The organism is Pseudomonas sp. Con_6 (assembly GCF_059379395.1).
On the sequence record NZ_CM182011.1, the window covers coordinates 422,959 to 440,649 of the forward strand.

The 17,691-nt window shown below is 65.4% G+C and carries 19 protein-coding genes; 10 read left to right on the plus strand and 9 right to left on the minus strand.

The annotated features are described in order from the left end of the window. Positions 1 to 19: 19 nt before the first annotated feature. The 3 genes from AC5QPF_RS01925 to AC5QPF_RS01935 are packed head-to-tail and all read right to left on the minus strand — an operon-like array spanning position 20 to position 3,568. Positions 20 to 1,609, minus strand: coding sequence for a GMC family oxidoreductase N-terminal domain-containing protein (locus AC5QPF_RS01925; protein WP_494961783.1), 1,590 nt, complete (start codon positions 1,607 to 1,609; stop codon positions 20 to 22). Between the two features lie 14 nt (positions 1,610 to 1,623). Further along, positions 1,624 to 2,109, minus strand: a complete 486-nt coding sequence (locus tag AC5QPF_RS01930; RefSeq protein ID WP_494964108.1) for a twin-arginine translocation pathway signal protein — start codon at positions 2,107 to 2,109, stop codon at positions 1,624 to 1,626. A 55-nt stretch (positions 2,110 to 2,164) separates the two neighbouring features. Then, positions 2,165 to 3,568: an aldehyde dehydrogenase family protein gene (locus AC5QPF_RS01935; RefSeq protein WP_494961784.1), complete on the minus strand. Its 1,404-nt coding sequence runs from the start codon at positions 3,566 to 3,568 to the stop codon at positions 2,165 to 2,167. A gap of 224 nt (positions 3,569 to 3,792) precedes the next feature. Between AC5QPF_RS01935 and AC5QPF_RS01940 the strand changes: the two genes are divergently transcribed. Both AC5QPF_RS01940 and AC5QPF_RS01945 read left to right on the plus strand, forming a co-directional pair. Beyond that, the gene (locus tag AC5QPF_RS01940; RefSeq protein ID WP_494961785.1) at positions 3,793 to 4,458 is read left to right on the plus strand and encodes a TetR/AcrR family transcriptional regulator; all 666 of its coding nucleotides are present in this window, start codon (positions 3,793 to 3,795) and stop codon (positions 4,456 to 4,458) included. A 30-nt stretch (positions 4,459 to 4,488) separates the two neighbouring features. After that, positions 4,489 to 5,343 (plus strand): rhodanese-like domain-containing protein, encoded by an 855-nt coding sequence (locus AC5QPF_RS01945; RefSeq protein WP_494961786.1) that lies wholly within the window; start codon positions 4,489 to 4,491, stop codon positions 5,341 to 5,343. Here AC5QPF_RS01945 and AC5QPF_RS01950 read toward each other — a convergent pair whose 3' ends face one another. The 4 genes from AC5QPF_RS01950 to AC5QPF_RS01965 form a co-directional block, all read right to left on the minus strand. Then, positions 5,344 to 6,330 carry a hydrolase gene (locus AC5QPF_RS01950; RefSeq protein WP_494961787.1) on the minus strand — a complete coding sequence of 329 codons (987 nt, stop codon included), beginning with the start codon at positions 6,328 to 6,330 and terminating at the stop codon, positions 5,344 to 5,346. Between the two features lie 93 nt (positions 6,331 to 6,423). After that, entirely contained in the window at positions 6,424 to 7,005 is a 582-nt protein-coding gene (rsmD, locus tag AC5QPF_RS01955; protein ID WP_494961788.1) for a 16S rRNA (guanine(966)-N(2))-methyltransferase RsmD, read from the minus strand. Beyond that, a complete protein-coding gene (locus AC5QPF_RS01960) occupies positions 7,005 to 8,468 on the minus strand; it encodes an insulinase family protein (RefSeq protein ID WP_494961789.1) in 1,464 nt (487 codons plus the stop codon). Before AC5QPF_RS01960 ends, rsmD begins: the two co-directional genes overlap by 1 nt. After that, on the minus strand, positions 8,465 to 9,817 hold the full coding sequence (locus AC5QPF_RS01965) for an insulinase family protein (RefSeq protein WP_494961790.1): 1,353 nt from the start codon (positions 9,815 to 9,817) through the stop codon (positions 8,465 to 8,467). The genes AC5QPF_RS01960 and AC5QPF_RS01965 overlap by 4 nt, the downstream gene beginning before the upstream one ends. A 236-nt stretch (positions 9,818 to 10,053) precedes the next feature. Here AC5QPF_RS01965 and ftsY point away from each other — a divergent pair, with 236 nt between their 5' ends. The 4 genes from ftsY (at position 10,054) to rpoH (ending at position 14,118) form a co-directional block, all read left to right on the plus strand. Beyond that, entirely contained in the window at positions 10,054 to 11,460 is a 1,407-nt protein-coding gene (gene ftsY, locus AC5QPF_RS01970) for a signal recognition particle-docking protein FtsY (RefSeq protein ID WP_494961791.1), read from the plus strand. Next, positions 11,457 to 12,128, plus strand: a complete 672-nt coding sequence (gene ftsE / locus AC5QPF_RS01975; protein ID WP_075805208.1) for a cell division ATP-binding protein FtsE — start codon at positions 11,457 to 11,459, stop codon at positions 12,126 to 12,128. The genes ftsY and ftsE overlap by 4 nt, the downstream gene beginning before the upstream one ends. Further along, on the plus strand, positions 12,125 to 13,150 hold the full coding sequence (ftsX, locus tag AC5QPF_RS01980; protein WP_494961792.1) for a permease-like cell division protein FtsX: 1,026 nt from the start codon (positions 12,125 to 12,127) through the stop codon (positions 13,148 to 13,150). The genes ftsE and ftsX overlap by 4 nt, the downstream gene beginning before the upstream one ends. A 113-nt stretch (positions 13,151 to 13,263) precedes the next feature. Further along, on the plus strand, positions 13,264 to 14,118 hold the full coding sequence (rpoH, locus tag AC5QPF_RS01985; protein ID WP_494961793.1) for an RNA polymerase sigma factor RpoH: 855 nt from the start codon (positions 13,264 to 13,266) through the stop codon (positions 14,116 to 14,118). Positions 14,119 to 14,244: 126 nt separating this feature from the next. Here rpoH and mtgA read toward each other — a convergent pair whose 3' ends face one another. Beyond that, a complete protein-coding gene (mtgA, locus tag AC5QPF_RS01990; RefSeq protein WP_494961794.1) occupies positions 14,245 to 14,940 on the minus strand; it encodes a monofunctional biosynthetic peptidoglycan transglycosylase in 696 nt (231 codons plus the stop codon). A gap of 66 nt (positions 14,941 to 15,006) precedes the next feature. Between mtgA and AC5QPF_RS01995 the strand changes: the two genes are divergently transcribed. The 4 genes from AC5QPF_RS01995 (at position 15,007) to trmB (ending at position 17,261) form a co-directional block, all read left to right on the plus strand. Continuing rightward, complete coding sequence (locus AC5QPF_RS01995; RefSeq protein WP_494961795.1) at positions 15,007 to 15,378, plus strand: DUF423 domain-containing protein; 372 nt, start codon at positions 15,007 to 15,009, stop codon at positions 15,376 to 15,378. 102 nt (positions 15,379 to 15,480) lie between these two features. After that, positions 15,481 to 15,681, plus strand: coding sequence for a sulfur carrier protein ThiS (thiS, locus tag AC5QPF_RS02000; RefSeq protein ID WP_316919057.1), 201 nt, complete (start codon positions 15,481 to 15,483; stop codon positions 15,679 to 15,681). Between the two features lie 50 nt (positions 15,682 to 15,731). Further along, on the plus strand, positions 15,732 to 16,526 hold the full coding sequence (locus tag AC5QPF_RS02005) for a thiazole synthase (protein WP_075805203.1): 795 nt from the start codon (positions 15,732 to 15,734) through the stop codon (positions 16,524 to 16,526). Positions 16,527 to 16,535: 9 nt separating this feature from the next. Further along, a complete protein-coding gene (gene trmB / locus AC5QPF_RS02010; protein WP_494961796.1) occupies positions 16,536 to 17,261 on the plus strand; it encodes a tRNA (guanosine(46)-N7)-methyltransferase TrmB in 726 nt (241 codons plus the stop codon). Between the two features lie 97 nt (positions 17,262 to 17,358). On the opposite strand, the gene AC5QPF_RS02015 is transcribed toward trmB, so the two are convergent. After that, positions 17,359 to 17,685: a DUF3392 family protein gene (locus AC5QPF_RS02015; protein ID WP_330073627.1), complete on the minus strand. Its 327-nt coding sequence runs from the start codon at positions 17,683 to 17,685 to the stop codon at positions 17,359 to 17,361. Positions 17,686 to 17,691 lie beyond the last annotated feature (6 nt).

Sequence of the window (17,691 nt, forward strand, 5' to 3'; positions counted from 1 at the left end):
GACAGGGGCGCGGGGCGTGCTAGCGGAGTCGCTCGGCAAGCTGCTGGCTGAGCCGCGCGCTGATGGCATACACCGACAATTGCGGGTTCGCACCGATGCTGGTGGGGAACAGCGAACCGTCGTGGATTGACAGGTTTTCCAGTTGGTGATGCCGGCCAAGACTGTCGCAGACGCTCTGGCGCGGGTCTTTGCCCATAGCGCAGCCGCCCATCACATGGGCGCTGCCCAAACGGGTGAGGAAGGTTTCCAGCGGCAGTTCGTCGATGGCCCGTCGTGCCTGGGCCAGGGTCTTCGCCGGCCGGGCATGGCTGTGCAATGGCAGGACACTGTCCGCCCCGGCTGCGAACTGGATCTCGGCCATGCTGTGAAAGGCCCGGCGCACCCCATCCCAGGCGTAGGGCGACACGGCGTAGTCGAGCACCGGCGTGCCGTCGCCGCGCAGTTCCACGCTGCCGCCGACGCTGTCCGGGTGAAAACCGTCGCGCAGCAGGGCGAGCATCACGTGGGTGTGCGGCAGGTCCTCCATGCGCAGGGCGTTCTCGGTGCCGAAGCCGCCGAGCAGGGTCGCGGCCAGCGCGGGGTGCAGCGGTGGTACCTCCAGCTTGTAGCCCATGGGACCGGTCACGCCGTTGCGCCACTGGAAATGGTCGCTGTAGATCGACTGCGGTGCGCCGTAGAACGGGTTCACCGGCTCGGCGAAGCGTGCCGCGCTGAAGTTGACCAGGTGCAGGAAGGTGCGCTTGCCCAGGCGCTGGTGCGGGTTTGGCGCCGCCGAGCGCAGGAGCAGGGCAGGGCTGTTGATGCCGCCGCCGGCGAGGATGTAGTGGCGGGCACGGACGCGGATGGTGCGGCCTGTGGGCGTCACGCATTTCGGGTCCATGGCCACGCAATGCAGTTCGCTGATCTTCTGGCCGTCATGCACAAGCTTTTCCGCGCGGGCCAGGTAAAGCAGCTCGCCGCCGTGCTCCAGGGCCGCCGGGATGCTGGTCACCAGCATCGACTGCTTGGCGTTGACCGGGCAGCCCATGCCGCAATAGCCGAGGTTCCAGCAGCCGCGGACATTGCGCGGGATCACCTTCCAGTCCAGCCCGAGGGCCGTGCAGCCGCGGCGCAGCACGTCGTTGTTGGGGTTGGGCGGCATCTGCCACGGGGCGATGCCGAGGCGCTGTTCCATGCGCTCGAACCAGGGCGCCAGGTCGTCCACGCCGTGGCCTTCGACGCCATGATCGCTGGCCCAGTGGCGCAGGGTCGGCTTCGGGGTTCGGAAGCTGGAGGTCCAGTTGATCAGCGTGGTGCCACCCACCGCGCGGCCCTGGAGGATGGTGATAGCGCCGTCCTTGCTCAGGCGGCCGATGCCTTCCTGGTAGAGGCTGGCGTAGGCCTCGTTCTCCAGCATGTGGAAGTCGCTGCTGGTCTTCAGCGGGCCTTCTTCTATCAGCAACACGCGAAAACCGGCGGCACTGAGCAGTTCGGCACTGGTGGCGCCACCGGCGCCGCTGCCGATGATGGCGACATCGGTTTCCAGCGTCAGGTCCTGGCTCAGGGCCGAGCCGTCACGGGTTTTCCAGCCGCGGGCGAGGCCGTCGCGGAACAGGTCGGGTACGGGCATGGGTTGGCTCTCGCTCAGATTTTCGGTGGGCCGGGGTAACCGCAGGCGCCCCAGGACTCGGGCAGGCTGTACCAGGCCATCAGCAGCAGTTGCAGCAGCGAGCAGTAACCCTGGCGCAGCAGGTTCAGCGAGCTGTCCTGCCAGCGCAGGAGAAAGGCCTGGATGCGCGCTGGTTCGGCCTGCTCCCAGGCGCTCCAGACACCGGTCAGCGGACCACGGGTCAGGGGCAGGGCGAGCACGTCGAACAGTTGCCGGGTCAGCTTGAGCATCTCGGTGGACAGGCTGGCCAGGGCCTCGTCGAGGCGGGCGAGGACCTTGTCGACCAGCGCTCCGGTGCCTTCGAGGACGACCGGTATCACGGCGCGGAGCATGGGCAGGTCGTCGTCGCGCAGGACGCGAAAGCCGTTGGCCGGCGTCGAGGCGGAACAACCCACCAGGCTGGCACCGCCGAGGAACAGCGTGGCGCCGAGACTGAACTTGAGCAGGCCGCGACGGTTCAGCGCGGCGACTTCGGGCAGGCGTGTTGTCATTGTTGTGAGCCTGTATATGCAGCGATCAACGGATGAAGAAGCGGTACACCAGTTGTTGCAGGCGCTTGCCGTAGGGCGGGTAGACCAGCCGCGCCAGGTTCAGGCGCTGTTTGGCCAATACGCCCTTGGCCTGGCTGAAGGTCTGGAACCCTTCGTAGCCGTGGTAATGCCCCATGCCGGACGGGCCGACGCCGCCGAACGGCAGGTCGTCCTGGGCCACGTGCAGCAGGGTGTCGTTGAGACAGGCACCGCCGGAGTGGGTGTTGTCCAGGACCAGGCGCTGCTCGTCGCGCTCGTAGCCGAAGTAGTACAGGGCCAGTGGGCGCGGGCGCTGGTTGACGTAGGCAATGGCCTCGTCGATCTGGTCGTAGGGCACCACGGGCAGCAACGGGCCGAAGATCTCGTCCTGCATCACGCGCATGCCGTCGCTGACGTTTTCCAGCACCAGTGGCGGCAGGCGACGGCCCGCCGGGGTTTCGTCCGGGTACAGGCTGGTGACCCGGGCGCCTTGGCGACGGGCGTCGTCGAGGTAACTGTTGAGCCGGGCCAGGTGGCGCGGGTTGATGATCGCGGTGTAGTCGGGGTTGTCGCTGATGCGCGGATAGAAGCGCCGGACGGCTTCGCGGTAGGCGTCGATGAAGCCGGGAATGCGCTCGCGCGGCACCAGCACGTAGTCGGGGGCGACGCAGGTCTGCCCGGCGTTGAGAGTCTTGCCAAAGGCGATGCGCTCGGCGGCATCGGCCACGGGCACGCTGGCGGACACGATGGCCGGCGACTTGCCGCCCAGTTCCAGCGTCACCGGGGTGAGGTTGTCGGCGGCGGCGCGCATCACCTCGCGGCCGACGCTGGTGGCGCCAGTGAACAGCAGGTGATCGAAGGGCAGGCGGGAGAAGGCCTGGCCGACCTCGGCTTCACCCAGCACCACGCTGACCATGTCGCTGGGGAACACCGATTCAAGCAAGGCCTTGAGCGCCAGGCCACTGGCCGGGGTGGCTTCGCTGAGCTTGAGCATGACCCGGTTGCCAGCGGCGAGAGCGCCGGTGAGCGGGCCGATGGCGAGGAACAGCGGGTAGTTCCACGGTACGATCACCCCGACCACGCCCAATGGCTGGTACTGCACCCGCGCACTGGCCGGCTGGAAGGCCAGGCCGACGGCGCGGCGGCGGGGTTTCATCCAGCGGGCCAGGTGTTTTTCCGCGTGGACCAGGCCCTGGACGCTGGGCAGGAGTTCGGCGAGGCGGGTTTCGTCGGCGCTGCGTCCGTTGAAATCCTGGTCGATGGCGGCGATCAGTTCGTCCTGGCGGGCGACCAGGGCCTGACGCAGGGCCTTGAGCCACTGCCGGCGCTGGGCCAGAGGCGGCATGGGCAGGCGATTGAAGGCGGCGCGCTGTTCGGCGAACAGGGTGTCGAGCCAGTCGAGCTGGGACATCAGGACCTCCAGTGACGTGTTGTCGTGGCTAGAGCATATACTCTAAGTCTGATCCTGTGACCGACGCGGACCCTGTGGGAGCGGCTTTAGCCGCGATTACGGCAGTGATGCCATCATCGCAATCGGCTCCCACAGGGTCCGTGTCGATCATGTAGATGCAACCCCTTCACCGACGCCGTAAGATCAGGCAATCATTTCAAGCTCATGAATGGGGAACCGCAGTCATGGCCCCGCGAATAAAAACCCGCGAGCGCATCGTGCAGAACAGCCTGGAGCTGTTCAACCAGAACGGCGAGCGCAGCGTCAGCACTAACCACATTGCCGCGCACATGGAGATTTCGCCTGGCAATCTGTACTACCACTTCGCTAATAAGCAGGAAATCATTGCCGAGTTGTTCAGTCAGTATGAGGAACAGGTGGAAAGTTTCCTGCACCCGCCCAAGGGCCGCCCGGCCACGGTCGAGGACAAGCGCTTTTACCTCAAGGAAATCCTCGCGGCGATGTGGAACTTCCGGTTCCTGCACCGCGACCTGGAGCACCTGCTCGACAGCGACAGGGAACTGGCCGCCCGCTACCGGCGCTTTTCCCAACGCAGCCTGTTGCAGGGCCAGTCCATTTACAGCGGCTTCGTCGAGGCCGGGATCCTGGAGATGAACGCAGTGCAGATCGAGTCGTTGACCCTCAACACCTGGATCGTCCTGACCTCCTGGGTGCGCTTCCTCTGCACCACCCGGGAAAATGCCGCGCACCTGAGTGAAGAAGCCATCAAGCGCGGCGTCTATCAGGTATTGGTGCTGGAGCTCGGCTTCGTCACTGCCTCGGCCCGGCCGGCGGTGGACGCGCTTTGCGAAGAATTCTACGTACCGCTGCAGCAGGCGCTGGAGCAGTAACGTGCCCTTTCAATCGATATGGAGACTGTCATGCCCCTCGCGCAACTGATTGCACCCCGGCAGCTGGCGGAACGCCTCGGCGAACCGAAGCTGGTGATTCTCGATTGTCGTTTTGCCCTGGAGGACGTCGACTACGGTCAGCGCAGCTACGCCGAGGGGCATATCGCCGGGGCGCATTTCGCCGATCTGGAGCGCGACCTCAGCGGGCCGGTGGTCAAGGGCGTGACCGGGCGTCACCCGTTGCCGCAGCCTGGGCGACTGATCGAGCGCTTCCAGCAGTGGGGCATCAGCAACGACAGCGACGTGGTGCTGTATGACGACGGGCCCGGCGCTTTCGCCGCCCGCGCCTGGTGGCTGCTGGCCTGGCTCGGCAAGCGCAGCGGCGTGTACCTTCTCGATGGCGGCCTCAAGGCCTGGCACACGGCGGGCCTGCCGCTGAGCCTGGACCCGGCGGATCGCCACGAAGGCTCCTTCAGCGGCAAGCCCGATCCGGCCTTGCTGATCAGCGCCCAGCACCTGCGCGAACGTCTCGGCGATCCGGCCCTGACCCTGCTCGACGCCCGCGCCCTGCCGCGTTTCCGTGGCGACGTGGAACCGATCGATCCGGTCGCGGGACACATCCCCGGCGCGCAATGCGCGGCCTTCACCGAAAACCTAGGTGCCGATGGTCATTTCCTGCCGGCAGAGCAACTGAAGGCCCGTTTCGCCAGGCTGCTCGGCGAGCGTCAGCCACAAGACCTGGTGGCCTACTGCGGCTCCGGCGTCACCGCCTGCCACAACCTGTTCGCCCTGAGCCTCGTCGGCTACCCGCTGGCGCCGCTGTACGCCGGCTCGTGGAGCGAATGGATCACCGACCCGCAGCGCCAGGTCGCCACCGGCGACTGATCAGCAGTTACCGACCAGCCACTCGGGGATACGCCGTTCCAGGTAGTACCCCGGCTGGCGCAGGCTGCCCTCGACGAACCCGACATGACCCCCGTGGGCGTGCAGCTCCAGGGTGGTGGTGCTCGCCAGCTCGCCAGCCTCCGGCAGGCTGTGGGGGAAGACGAAGGGATCGTCGCTGGACTGGATGATCAGCGTTGGCGTGCGGTTCTCGCCCAGGTAATAGCGGCTCGACGAGCGCTTGTAGTAGTCGTGGGCATCGCTGAAACCGTTGAGCGGCGCGGTGACGCGGCCGTCGAAGTCCCAGAAGGTGCGCAGGTTGGTCAGTGGGCCTAGGCGGGCGAGGATGTCCAGGCCTTCGTCATGGCCACGGTGGAGGAAGTCTCGTTCCTTGTTCTTCAGGTAGGCGACCATCTCGCGGATGAAGTGCGCCTGGTACACCCGTGAAAAGCCCAGGCCGATGCGGTCGGCGCACTGGTCCAGGCGAAACGGCACCGACACTGCCACAGCCGCCTGCAACTGGCTGGCCGAGCCGGTTTCGCCCAGATGCTTGAGCAGCACGTTGCCGCCCAGCGAATAACCCACTGCATACAACGGCGCGCTTGGGCGCTGCGCCCGCAGATGGTCGATGACTTCTGCCAGGTCCTCGCTGGCCCCGGAGTGATAGCTGCGCGGCAGCAGGTTCGGCTCGCCGGAGCAGCCGCGCCAGTTCACTGCCACGCTGGCCCAGCCGCGGGCCTGCAGGGCGTGTTGCAGGCCGAGCACGTAATGGGAGGAGGACGAACCGGTCAGGCCGTGCAGCACCAGCACCAGCGGTGTGTCGTTGCTGTGGGGGCCGCTCCAGTCCAGGTCGAGGAAGTCGCCGTCGGCCAGCCACAAGCGCTCGCGCTGGTGATCCAGCGGCGTCGGCTTGCGCCAGAGGGGGCCCCAGAGAGTTTGCAAGTGAGGATTGCGCAGGCCCGTTGCGGGCTTGAAGAAGGTGGACATCATGACGGCTTCACTCGGGAACACGCGGCAGTTTCTATCAGCCAGTGTAAGTGCTGGCTTCAAGGGCTGCCGCGCGAGATGACGGGCAGATGACGATCAGCCGCGCTCCCACAGGGCGTAGTGGACCTGGCCGGCTTTCTTTTCCCGGTGCAGGCGCCAGGTGCCCGGCACGTTGAGGGACGACGGTGCGGTTTCGCTTTCGATGTAGATCCACGCGTGATCGGCGAGCCAGCCACCGTTTTCCAGAAGCTCGCAGGTCTGTGGCACCAGGTCCTGGTGGAACGGAGGGTCGAGGAAGACCACGTCGAAGCGCTGTTTCGCCTCGCCCTGCAGGTAACGCAGGACATCGCTCTGCACCAGTTGGCCGCGCGGGCAGCGCAGCACTTCGAGGTTGTTGCGCAGGCTGCTGATGGCCGCTGCGTTGCTGTCCACGGCGACGGCATCGCCGGCACCGCGGGACAGGGCTTCCAGGTACAGGGCGCCGCTGCCGGTGAAGGCATCCAGCACCTTGGCCCCTTCGATGTACGGGGCGAGCCAGTTGAACAGGGTTTCCCGCACCCGGTCCGGCGTCGGGCGCAGGCCGGGGGCGTCGGGGAAGCTCAGGCGACGGCTGCGCCATTCGCCGGCGATGATGCGCAACTGGCCTTGGCCCGCGTGCGGCTTGGATGGACTGGCCATTAATGCTCCGGTACGCCAAGCGGCTGCTCGGCGGGTTTGTCGAGGGGCGGTGGCAGCGGTTGCTGCGGCACCTTCGGCCCCGCGGTGACAATCACCAGCTTGTCCGCGGACAGGTGGCGATTCAGCGCATCCCGGACCTGCTCGACGGTCAGTTCCTGGGATTGGCGCATGTAGTCTTCGAGGTAGGTCAGCGGCAGATTATAGAAGCCGATGGCCCCCAGTTGCCCGACGATACTCGCGTTGCTGGCATTGGACAGCGGGAAGCTGCCGGCCAGCTCGCGCTTGGCGTCGTCCAGTTCCTGCTGGGTCGGGCCGGTCTTCAGGTAGTCGCGCAGGAGGTCCTGGACCAGCTTCAGGGTACCCTCGCTGAGTTCGGCGCGGGTCTGCAGGTTGATCATGAACGGGCCGCGGGCCTGCATCGGCACGAAGGTGGAGTAGACGCCGTAGGTCAGGCCGCGCTTCTCGCGGACCTCGCTCATCAGGCGGGTGCCGAAGGAACCACCGCCGAGGATCTGGTTGCCCAGGGACAGCGCGGCGTAGTCCGGGTCGGCGCGGTCGATGCCCAGTTCCGCGAGCATCAGGTGGGTCTGCTTGGACGGGAAGTCGATATGGCTCGGGCCCGCCTTGGGCTCGGCCGGCTCTGCGACCTTGGCCAGTGCCGGGCCTTTCGGCAGGGCGGCGGAAACCTGGGCGGCGATGGCTTCGGCGTCCTTGCGGCTGAGGTCGCCGACCAGGGCAATCACCGTGTTGCCGGCGGCGTAGGCCTTGTTGTGGAAGGCTCGCAGCTGCTCCAGGGTGATCGGCGGGATGCTTTCGGCGGTGCCGTCGCTCGGGTGCCCGTAAGGGTGTTTGCCGTACAGGCGCTCGAACAGTTGCAGGCCGGCCAGCTTGCCGGGGTTCTGCTTCTGGTATTCGAAGCCGGCGAGCATCTGGTTCTTGATGCGGGTCAGGGCGTCGGCGGGGAAGGTCGGCTTGCCCACCACCTCGGCGAACAGCTTCAGCGCCGGCTCGCGCTTGTCGGCAACGCTCAGGCTACGCAGCGAGGCCACCGCCATGTCGCGGTAGGACCCGTTGCCGAAGTCGGCTCCCAGGCCTTCGAAGCCCTGGGCGATGGCGTTGACGTCCTTGCCGGCCACGCCTTCGTTGAGCATGGCGTTGGTCAGCGCGGCCACGCCGGCTACGTCGCCGTCCTGGCTGCTGCCGGCGGCGAAGGTCAGGCGCAGGTCGAACATCGGCAGTTCATGGGCCTCGACGAACAACACGCGGGCGCCTTCCTGGGTGTTCCAGGTCTGGATGTTCAGGGCACGGTGGCTGGGCGGTGCCTTGCCTTCCAGCTCGGCCAGGGATTGCAGGGTGTTGGCCGGCTTGGTTTCCGCAGCATGGGACGGGCCGGCCAGGGCCAGGGCCAGGGCGCTGGCCGCAACCAGGCTGGTCAGCTTGAAGTGGGTGATCGGCTGGCTCATTTCGCCTGTTCCTCGGGCAGTACGTGGGCAACGCTCAGGCGTTCGCGAACGAAGTAGGTGCGTGCGGCGTTCTGGATATCCGCCGGGGTCACGTTCTTCAGCTCATCCAGCTCGTTGTCGATCAGCTTCCACGACAGGCCGACGGTCTCCAGCTGGCCGATGGTGGTGGCCTGGCTGCTGATGGAGTCGCGGTCGTAGACCAGCCCGGCGATGACCTGGGCGCGGACCCGCTCCAGCTCCTCGGCGCTTGGCGGCGTGGTCTTCAGTTCGTCGAGCAGTTTCCAGATCCCTGCTTCCACTTCGGCGAGGGTCTTTTTCTTCTGCGTGTTCGGCGTGGCCGAAAGGGTGAACAGGCTGTCGCCGCGGGCGAACGGGTTGTAGTTGCTGGAGGCACCGGCCACCAGCTCTTCGCCACGTTCCAGGCGGCTGGCCATACGCGCGCTGTAGCCGCCGTCGAGGAGGGCGGAGATCAGGCGCAGGGCATGGACTTCACGCGGGTTCTTGGCGGTGGCCAGGCCCGGCACGTTGAAGCCGAAGATCAGGCTCGGCAACTGGGTGCGCACATGCACGGTGAGCTGGCGCAGGCCGGGCTCGGCCAGTTCCAGCGGCAGCTTGCTCGGCGGCAGGGTGCGTTTCGGGATCTTGGCGAACCAGCGCTCGGCCAGCTTGCGCACTTCGTCGGCGGTGACGTCGCCAACCACCACCAGGGTGGCGTTGTTCGGCGCGTACCAGGACTCGTACCAGTGGCGCAGTTCCTCGACCTTCATGCGTTGCAGGTCGGCCATCCAGCCGATGGTCGGGGTGTGGTAGCCACTGGCCGGGTAGGCCATGGCCTTGAACAGCTCGAAGGCCTTGGCGCCCGGGTTGTCCTCGGTGCGCAGGCGGCGTTCTTCCTTGATGACCTCGATTTCGCGGCTGAACTCATCCGGCGGCAGGCGCAGGCTGGCCATGCGGTCGGCCTCCAGCTCCAGGGCGACGTTCAGGCGATCACGGGCCAGCACCTGGTAATAGGCGGTGTAGTCGTCGCTGGTGAAGGCGTTTTCCTCGGCGCCGAGGTCGCGCAGGATGCGCGAGGCTTCGCCGGGGCCGAGCTTGTCGCTGCCCTTGAACATCATGTGTTCCAGAGCGTGGGAGAGACCGGTCTGGCCCGGGGTTTCGTAGCTGGAACCGACCTTGTACCAGACTTGTGAGACCACCACCGGGGCGCGGTGGTCTTCGCGCACGACCACTTTCAGGCCGTTGTCGAGGATGAATTCGTGGGTCGGTTGCGGGTCGGCGGCGAAGGCCGCGAGAGGCAGACAGATCGTGCCGAGCAGCAGGCCGGCGGCACGGCGGGCTAGAGCATTCATTCGTGATTCAACCTGTTGGGCTGCCCGCTTGGCTTAGCGTCGGCGGGCTAGGAGGTGCTAGGATACTGATCCGGTTGCCTGGCGACCATGCCTGTCGAGGATGTCGCCGCAAAGGCCCCCCGACAAAATAGACGACGCGCACGAACGAGCCGGATTTAAAAGAGTCTGTTCTGCGTTACAAAAGAATTCCGAGTGCGCCGCACTGGCGCATCGCCACCCTGAGATAGCCGTCTTCCATGTTTGGTTCCAACGACGACAAAAAAACGCCGGGCGCCCCCGGTGAAAAGAAAGGCCTGTTCGGCTGGCTGCGCAAGAAGCCCCAGCAACCTGTTGTCGAACAGCCTGAAACTCCTGTCCCAGACGCTTCCGAGCCCGCTCCTGCGGTCATCCCGGAAGCGCCGGTCGCTGCCGCTGCGCTGGTCACGCCCGAGCCGGTGGTTGCGCCGGCCGTCGAGGCGCCGGCCAGTCTGGTGCTGCCCGTGCCGGAAGAGCCGGTGGCGCTGGTGCCGGACCTGGAACCCAAGGAACCGCCACCGATTCCCGAGCTGCCGGCTGCCGTGGTTCAACCTGAGCCCGAGCCTGCGCCTGTCGTGGTTGCACCGCCTGCTCCGGTGGTTGCGCCAGCACCCGTGGTTGTACCGGCACCAGCGCCACAGCCCGAGCCCGTACCGGAGCCAGTCGCTGCCGCTCCAGTGCCGGTGGAAGAAGCCAAGACCGGCTTCTTCGCCCGCCTGAAGCAAGGCCTTTCCAAGACCAGCGCCAGCATCGGCGAAGGCATGGCCAGCCTGTTTCTCGGCAAGAAAGCCATCGACGACGACCTGCTCGACGAGATCGAGACCCGCCTGCTGACCGCCGACGTCGGTGTCGAAGCCACCACGCTGATCGTGCAGAACCTGACCCAGAAGGTCGCGCGCAAGCAGTTGGCCGATGCCGACGCCCTGTACAAGTCGCTGCAGGACGAACTGGCAGGCCTGCTCAAACCGGTCGAGCAGCCGCTGCGCATCCAGTCGCAGAACAAGCCGTTCGTCATCCTCGTGGTTGGCGTCAACGGTGCGGGCAAGACCACCACTATCGGCAAGCTGGCGAAGAAGCTCCAGCTCGAAGGCAAGAAGGTCATGCTGGCTGCCGGCGACACCTTCCGTGCCGCGGCGGTGGAACAGTTGCAGGTGTGGGGCGAGCGCAACCACATCCCGGTGATCGCCCAGCACACCGGCGCCGACTCGGCCTCGGTGATCTTCGACGCCGTGCAGGCCGCCAAGGCCCGTGGTATCGACGTGCTGATCGCCGACACCGCCGGTCGCCTGCACACCAAGGACAACCTGATGGAAGAGCTGAAGAAGGTCCGTCGGGTCATCGGCAAGCTCGATACCGACGCGCCGCACGAGGTCTTGCTGGTCCTCGACGCCGGCACCGGCCAGAACGCCATCAACCAGGCCAAGCACTTCAACCAGAGCGTCGAACTGACCGGCCTGGCCCTGACCAAGCTGGACGGCACCGCCAAGGGCGGGGTGATCTTCGCCCTGGCCAAGCAGTTCGGCCTGCCCATTCGCTATATTGGCGTAGGGGAAGGGATCGACGATCTGCGCGCGTTCGAGGCTGAGTCCTTCGTCAAAGCACTGTTTGCCGAGCGGGAGCATCCATGATCCGATTCGAACAGGTCGCCAAGCGCTATCCGAATGGTCACGTTGGCCTGCATGAGTTGAGTTTTCGGGTGCGGCGGGGCGAGTTTCTGTTCGTGACCGGTCACTCCGGGGCCGGCAAGAGCACCCTGCTGCGCCTGCTGCTGGCCATGGAGCGCCCGACCAGCGGCAAGCTGCTGCTGGCCGGCCAGGACCTGGGCCAGATCAGCAACGCGCAGATTCCGTTCCTGCGCCGGCAGATCGGCGTGGTTTTCCAGAACCACCAACTGCTGTTTGACCGTACTGTGTTCAACAACGTCGCTCTGCCGCTGCAGATCCTCGGCCTGTCCAAGGTCGAGATCGCCAAGCGGGTCGACTCGGCGCTGGAGCGCGTGGCCCTGTCCGACAAGGCTGAGCTGTTCCCCGGCGACCTGTCCACCGGCCAGCAGCAGCGGGTCGGCATCGCTCGTGCCATCGTCCACCGTCCGGCCCTGCTGCTGGCGGACGAGCCCACGGGTAACCTCGACCCGCGACTGGCCGCGGAGATCATGGGTGTTTTCGAAGATATCAACCGCCTGGGTACCAGCGTGCTGATCGCCAGTCACGACCTGGCCCTTATCGCGCGCATGCGCCATCGCATGCTGACGCTGCAGCGCGGCCGCCTGATCGGCGACGGGGAGGCCGGGCAATGAGTGCGACACGCAGTCCAAAAGTTTCCGAGCGGGTGGCACCGAAACCTGCCGATCCGCAGCCCTCGAAAAAGAAGCAGCGTGACGAGGATGACGGTCCGGATTTCCGCACCCTGCTGGCGGCCTGGCTGGAAAGCCATCGCTCCAGCCTGCTGGACAGCCTGCGCCGCCTCGGCAAGCAGCCGATCGGCAGCTTCTTCACCTGCCTGGTGATGGCCGTGGCGCTCAGCCTGCCCATGGGGCTGTCGCTGATCCTCAGCAATATCGAGCGCCTGGGTGGCTCCTGGCAGCGCGCGGCGCAGATTTCCCTGTACCTCAAGCTGGACGCCGGTGCGCGTGATGGCGAGGCGCTGCGTGATCAGATCAAGGCGCTGCCGGGGGTGGCCGATGCCGAGTACGTCAGTCGCGACCAGGCGCTGAACGAGTTCCAGCAGCAGTCCGGCCTGGGCGAAGCCCTGCGCGAACTGCCGGAGAACCCGCTGCCTGGTGTGGTGGTGGTGACGCCGCTGGAAGTCGACAAGCCGGCGCTGGAAGCTCTGCGCCAACGCCTGGCGGAGATGCCGCGGGTCGAGTTGGCACAACTGGATCTGGTCTGGGTGGAGCGCCTGGCGGCGATTCTCAAGCTCGGTGATCGCTTTGTCTTCGGTCTGACCGTGCTGCTGGTTTCGGCACTGTTGTTGGTGATTGGTAACACCATACGTCTGCATATCGAGAACCGCCGCACCGAAATCGAAGTGATCAAGCTAGTCGGCGGTACCGACAGCTATGTACGTCGCCCCTTCCTTTATATGGGCGCGCTGTACGGTTTTGGTGCGGGAATCCTGTCCTGGGGCGTGCTGGAGTTCGGCCTGAACTGGCTGAATGAGGCGGTGGTCGACCTTTCAGGGCTGTACAACAGCGATTTCGCCCTGGCCGGCGTGCCTGCTGCCGATGGTCTGTCGCTCTTGCTTGGGGCCGTGCTGTTGGGGTATATCGGTGCATGGATCGCGGTGGCCCGCCACCTGAGTGAGCTGGCGCCACGATAGTGTCTTTTTGCTGGTATTGACTATTCAGGTATTCAGGGAACTTGTTTCGCGGTTTCCGGTCAATGTTGGCAGTGCCCACGGGCACGAGTTCAGTGAGTCGGAGGTTTTTTCGTATGACCACTTCGTTGCAACCTGCTTACGCCTTGGTCCCGGGTGCGAATCTGGAGGCCTACGTGCACACGGTGAACAGCATTCCCCTGCTGACCGCCGAGCAGGAGCGTGAACTGGCCGAGAGTCTCTACTATGAGCAGAATCTTGAGTCCGCTCGGCAAATGGTGCTTGCGCACCTGCGCTTCGTCGTACATATCGCCCGCAGCTATTCCGGCTACGGGCTGGCCCAGGCCGACCTGATCCAGGAAGGCAATGTCGGCCTGATGAAGGCGGTAAAACGCTTCAACCCGGAAATGGGCGTGCGTCTGGTGTCCTTCGCGGTGCACTGGATCAAGGCCGAGATCCACGAGTTCATCCTGCGTAACTGGCGCATCGTCAAGGTCGCCACCACCAAGGCCCAGCGCAAGCTGTTCTTCAACCTGCGCAGCCAGAAGAAACGCCTGGCCTGGCTGAACAACGACGAAGTTCATCGCGTCGCCGAAAGCCTGGGTGTGGAGCCGCGGGAAGTCCGGGAGATGGAAAGTCGGCTGACCGGCCAGGACATGGCCTTCGATCCGGCCTCCGAGGCTGATGACGACAGCGCCTTCCAGTCGCCGGCAAACTATCTGGAAGACCACCGTTACGATCCGGCTCGCCAGCTGGAAGATGCCGACTGGAGCGACAGCTCCTCGAGCAACCTGCACGAAGCGCTGCAGGGCCTGGACGAACGCAGCCGCGACATCCTCTACCAGCGCTGGCTGGCCGAGGAAAAGGCCACCCTGCATGATCTGGCGGCCAAGTACAGTGTGTCGGCGGAGCGGATCCGCCAGTTGGAGAAGAATGCGATGAACAAGGTGAAGGCGTTGATCGCGGCCTGATTGCTCCGCAAACCAATAAGAAACCCGACTTGAACGTCGGGTTTTTTATTGGCTGCAAGCTACAAGAAAAAGCAGCGGCTACGCGGACCGCTCTTTCTTATGGCTTGAAGCTTGAGGCTTGCAGCTTCATTTCAACTGCTCCAGATAACCATCCCCACCCAACTGACTCATCTGTTGCCGAATCCACCCCGCCCGCCGCGCCACATAGCTGCTTGGCCGACTGGCACTCCAGTTCCGCGGATTAGGCAACACGGCAGCCAGCAAACTGGCCTGCTGCCGCGTCAGTTTGCTGGCATCCACCCCAAAGTGATGCCGCGCTGCCGCTTGCGCCCCGAACACTCCGTCATCCCACTCGGCGCTGTTCAGGTACACCTCGAGAATCCGCTCCTTCGACCACAGCAACTCGATCAGCGCGGTAAACCATGCCTCCAGTCCCTTGCGCAACCAGCTGCGCCCGGACCAGAGGAACTGGTTCTTCGCCACCTGCTGGCTGAGGGTGCTGGCCCCGCGAATGCTGCCGCCGCGCTCGTTGTGCGCCAAGGCGGCCTGAATGGCACCGAAGTCGAAGCCCCAGTGGGTGGCGAACTTCTGATCCTCGCCGGCAATCACCGCCACCTTCAGGTCATCGGAGATCCTGTCCCACGGCTCCCAGTCGCGCTCCAGGTCGATGGGCTCGCCATCGATCCACGACTCGATCTTGCGCTCCACCATCAACGCCGTGCCCGGCGGCGGTACCCAGCGGAAGATCAGCACCAGCACGACGCTGCCGGCGGCGAACCAGAGCACGGCACGGGAAAGGCGGCGGATGATGAGTGACAGCATGATGATGGCTTGGCCGCAGCGGATGAGCGGGCCATTATACAGACCCCTGCCATAAGGAGTTCTCCCATGCTTCGCAGCTTCCTCCTGCTCGCGGCTTTCTTCGGCTTCACTGGCGTTGCCCTCGGCGCCTTCGCCGCCCACGGTCTCAAGGCCCGCTTGAGCGCCGAATACCTGGCGATCTTCCATACCGGCGTGACCTACCAACTGATCCACGCCCTGGCCCTGTTCGGCGTCGCCATCCTCAGTGTGCACCTGCCAGGCCGGCTGGTGACCTGGGCCGGCGGCCTGTTCATCCTCGGCATCCTGCTGTTCTCCGGCAGCCTCTACATCCTCACCCTGAGCGGTATCGGCAAGCTTGGCATGATCACTCCGCTGGGTGGCCTGGCCTTCCTCGCCGGCTGGCTGTGCCTGGGCCTGACAGCCTGGCGGCTGAACTGACTCACGGGTCGAATATCGTGACGAATGGTGTCAGCCGGCCTTGGGTTCGGGCGCAGATCGGCGCTAGAATGCGGGCCCCTGAAAACAATGGCGGCCGTGCGCATGCGCATCCAACTGAACGGTGAACCCTACGAATTGCCCGACGGCGAGAGCGTCGCGGCCCTGCTGAGCCGGCTCGAACTGACCGGTCGCCGGGTGGCGGTCGAACTGAACCTGGACATCGTGCCGCGCAGCCAGCACGACAGCACCGCCCTCAACGAGGGCGACCAGGTCGAGGTGGTCCACGCCATCGGTGGCGGCTAGTCCGCCCCGCGTCCCACCCGCAAGTCCCTCCCCCTACAAGAGGATCCATGATGAGCAACGTTCGTAGCGACAAGCCCTTCACCCTGGCCGGCCGCACCTTCCAGTCGCGCCTGCTGGTCGGCACCGGCAAGTACCGTGACATGGAAGAAACCCGCCTGGCCATCGAGGCTTCGGGTGCCGAGATCGTCACCGTCGCCGTGCGCCGGACCAACATCGGCCAGAACCCGGGCGAGCCGAACCTGCTCGACGTGTTGCCGCCAGACCGCTACACCATCCTGCCGAACACCGCCGGCTGCTACGACGCGGTCGAAGCCGTGCGCACCTGCCGCCTGGCCCGCGAGCTGCTGGATGGCCACAACCTGGTCAAGCTGGAAGTCCTGGCCGACCAGAAGACCCTGTTCCCCAACGTGATCGAAACCCTCAAGGCTGCCGAAGTGCTGGTCAAGGACGGTTTCGACGTGATGGTCTACACCAGCGATGACCCTATCATCGCCCGTCAGTTGGCCGAAGCCGGCTGCATCGCGGTCATGCCACTGGCCGGCCTGATCGGCACTGGCCTGGGGATCTGCAACCCGTACAACCTGCAGATCATCCTCGAAGAGGCCAAGGTTCCCGTGCTGGTGGACGCCGGTGTCGGTACCGCCTCCGACGCCACCATCGCCATGGAGCTGGGTTGCGAAGCAGTGCTGATGAACTCGGCCATCGCCCACGCCCAGCAGCCGATCATGATGGCCGAGGCCATGAAGCACGCCATCATCGCCGGGCGCATGGCATACCTGGCTGGCCGCATGCCGAAGAAACTCTATGCCAGCGCCTCGTCGCCGCTGGATGGTCTGATCAAGTAAGAGTCGAAGATGACTGAATCGCAAGAAACGCCCGTCACCGCCGAAGGCGAAGAGCGCCAGCACCGCCGCATCAAGAGTTTCGTGATGCGCGCCGGGCGCATGACCGAAGGCCAGCAGCGCGGCCTGGATCAGGGCGGCCCGCTGTACATCCTGCCGCTGGCCGACAGCCCGGTAGACTACGATCAGGTGTTCGGCCGCTCGGCGCCGCGTACCCTGGAAATCGGTTTCGGCATGGGGCATTCCCTGCTGGAGATGGCCGCTGCCGCGCCGGAGCAGGACTTCATCGGTGTCGAAGTGCACCGTCCGGGTGTCGGCGCGCTACTCAACGGCGTACTGACGCAGGGCCTGAAGAACCTGCGGGTGTATGACTGCGATGCCATCGAAGTGCTGAACCGCTGCGTCGCCGACGGCAGCCTGGACCGGCTGATGCTGTTCTTCCCGGATCCATGGCACAAGAGCCGTCACCACAAGCGCCGCATCGTCCAGCCGGAGTTTGCCGAACTGGTGCGGCGCAAGCTGAAGGTAGGCGGTGTGTTCCACATGGCGACCGACTGGGAACCGTATGCGGAGTACATGCTGGAAGTGATGGCGGTGGCACCGGGTTATCGCAACCAGGCGGCGGATGGGGCTTATGTGCCGCGTCCGGAAGAGCGGCCGATCACCAAGTTCGAGCGCCGCGGCGAGCGGCTCGGGCATGGTGTCTGGGACTTGAAGTTCGAGAAGCTGGCTGACTGATCTAGTGCCCTTGAGGGCCTCATCGCGGGTAAACCCGCTCCCACAGGTTACGCGATCCCTGTGGGAGCGGGTTTACCCGCGATGAGGCCCTCAATGTTTATCCGCGGCGATCAGCCACTACGCCGATCAACACCAGCACCACCAGCAACACCGGGGCCAGCGCATAGTTGTTGAACTGGCTCAGTCCCTTCACCACCCACGGGGTGGCATAGATCAGCGCAGCGCCGCTGCCGATCAGCACCAGCAAGGCCATGAACGGCACACGCAGGGCACCGGCCAGGTTGCCGAGGCGACCTTCGACCCAGCCCTTGATATCGGTGCCGAACAGCACCAGCAAACAGCCGACAAGCGCCAGAGATATCTCCGACAGGTTGCTGCGACTCCAGCGGGAGACGGTCGAGAGCAGGTCGAGTACCAGGTCCATGGGCTT

Coding starts and splice junctions, on each gene's coding strand:
- AC5QPF_RS01925 (WP_494961783.1), bottom strand. CDS start 1,609: ATGCCCGTACCCGACCTGTTCCGCGACGGCCTCGCCCGCGGCTGGAAA.
- AC5QPF_RS01935 (WP_494961784.1), bottom strand. CDS start 3,568: ATGTCCCAGCTCGACTGGCTCGACACCCTGTTCGCCGAACAGCGCGCC.
- AC5QPF_RS01940 (WP_494961785.1), top strand. CDS start 3,793: ATGGCCCCGCGAATAAAAACCCGCGAGCGCATCGTGCAGAACAGCCTG.
- AC5QPF_RS01945 (WP_494961786.1), top strand. CDS start 4,489: ATGCCCCTCGCGCAACTGATTGCACCCCGGCAGCTGGCGGAACGCCTC.
- AC5QPF_RS01950 (WP_494961787.1), bottom strand. CDS start 6,330: ATGATGTCCACCTTCTTCAAGCCCGCAACGGGCCTGCGCAATCCTCAC.
- rsmD (WP_494961788.1), bottom strand. CDS start 7,005: ATGGCCAGTCCATCCAAGCCGCACGCGGGCCAAGGCCAGTTGCGCATC.
- AC5QPF_RS01960 (WP_494961789.1), bottom strand. CDS start 8,468: ATGAGCCAGCCGATCACCCACTTCAAGCTGACCAGCCTGGTTGCGGCC.
- AC5QPF_RS01965 (WP_494961790.1), bottom strand. CDS start 9,817: ATGAATGCTCTAGCCCGCCGTGCCGCCGGCCTGCTGCTCGGCACGATC.
- ftsY (WP_494961791.1), top strand. CDS start 10,054: ATGTTTGGTTCCAACGACGACAAAAAAACGCCGGGCGCCCCCGGTGAA.
- ftsE (WP_075805208.1), top strand. CDS start 11,457: ATGATCCGATTCGAACAGGTCGCCAAGCGCTATCCGAATGGTCACGTT.
- ftsX (WP_494961792.1), top strand. CDS start 12,125: ATGAGTGCGACACGCAGTCCAAAAGTTTCCGAGCGGGTGGCACCGAAA.
- rpoH (WP_494961793.1), top strand. CDS start 13,264: ATGACCACTTCGTTGCAACCTGCTTACGCCTTGGTCCCGGGTGCGAAT.
- mtgA (WP_494961794.1), bottom strand. CDS start 14,940: ATGCTGTCACTCATCATCCGCCGCCTTTCCCGTGCCGTGCTCTGGTTC.
- AC5QPF_RS01995 (WP_494961795.1), top strand. CDS start 15,007: ATGCTTCGCAGCTTCCTCCTGCTCGCGGCTTTCTTCGGCTTCACTGGC.
- thiS (WP_316919057.1), top strand. CDS start 15,481: ATGCGCATCCAACTGAACGGTGAACCCTACGAATTGCCCGACGGCGAG.
- AC5QPF_RS02005 (WP_075805203.1), top strand. CDS start 15,732: ATGAGCAACGTTCGTAGCGACAAGCCCTTCACCCTGGCCGGCCGCACC.
- trmB (WP_494961796.1), top strand. CDS start 16,536: ATGACTGAATCGCAAGAAACGCCCGTCACCGCCGAAGGCGAAGAGCGC.
- AC5QPF_RS02015 (WP_330073627.1), bottom strand. CDS start 17,685: ATGGACCTGGTACTCGACCTGCTCTCGACCGTCTCCCGCTGGAGTCGC.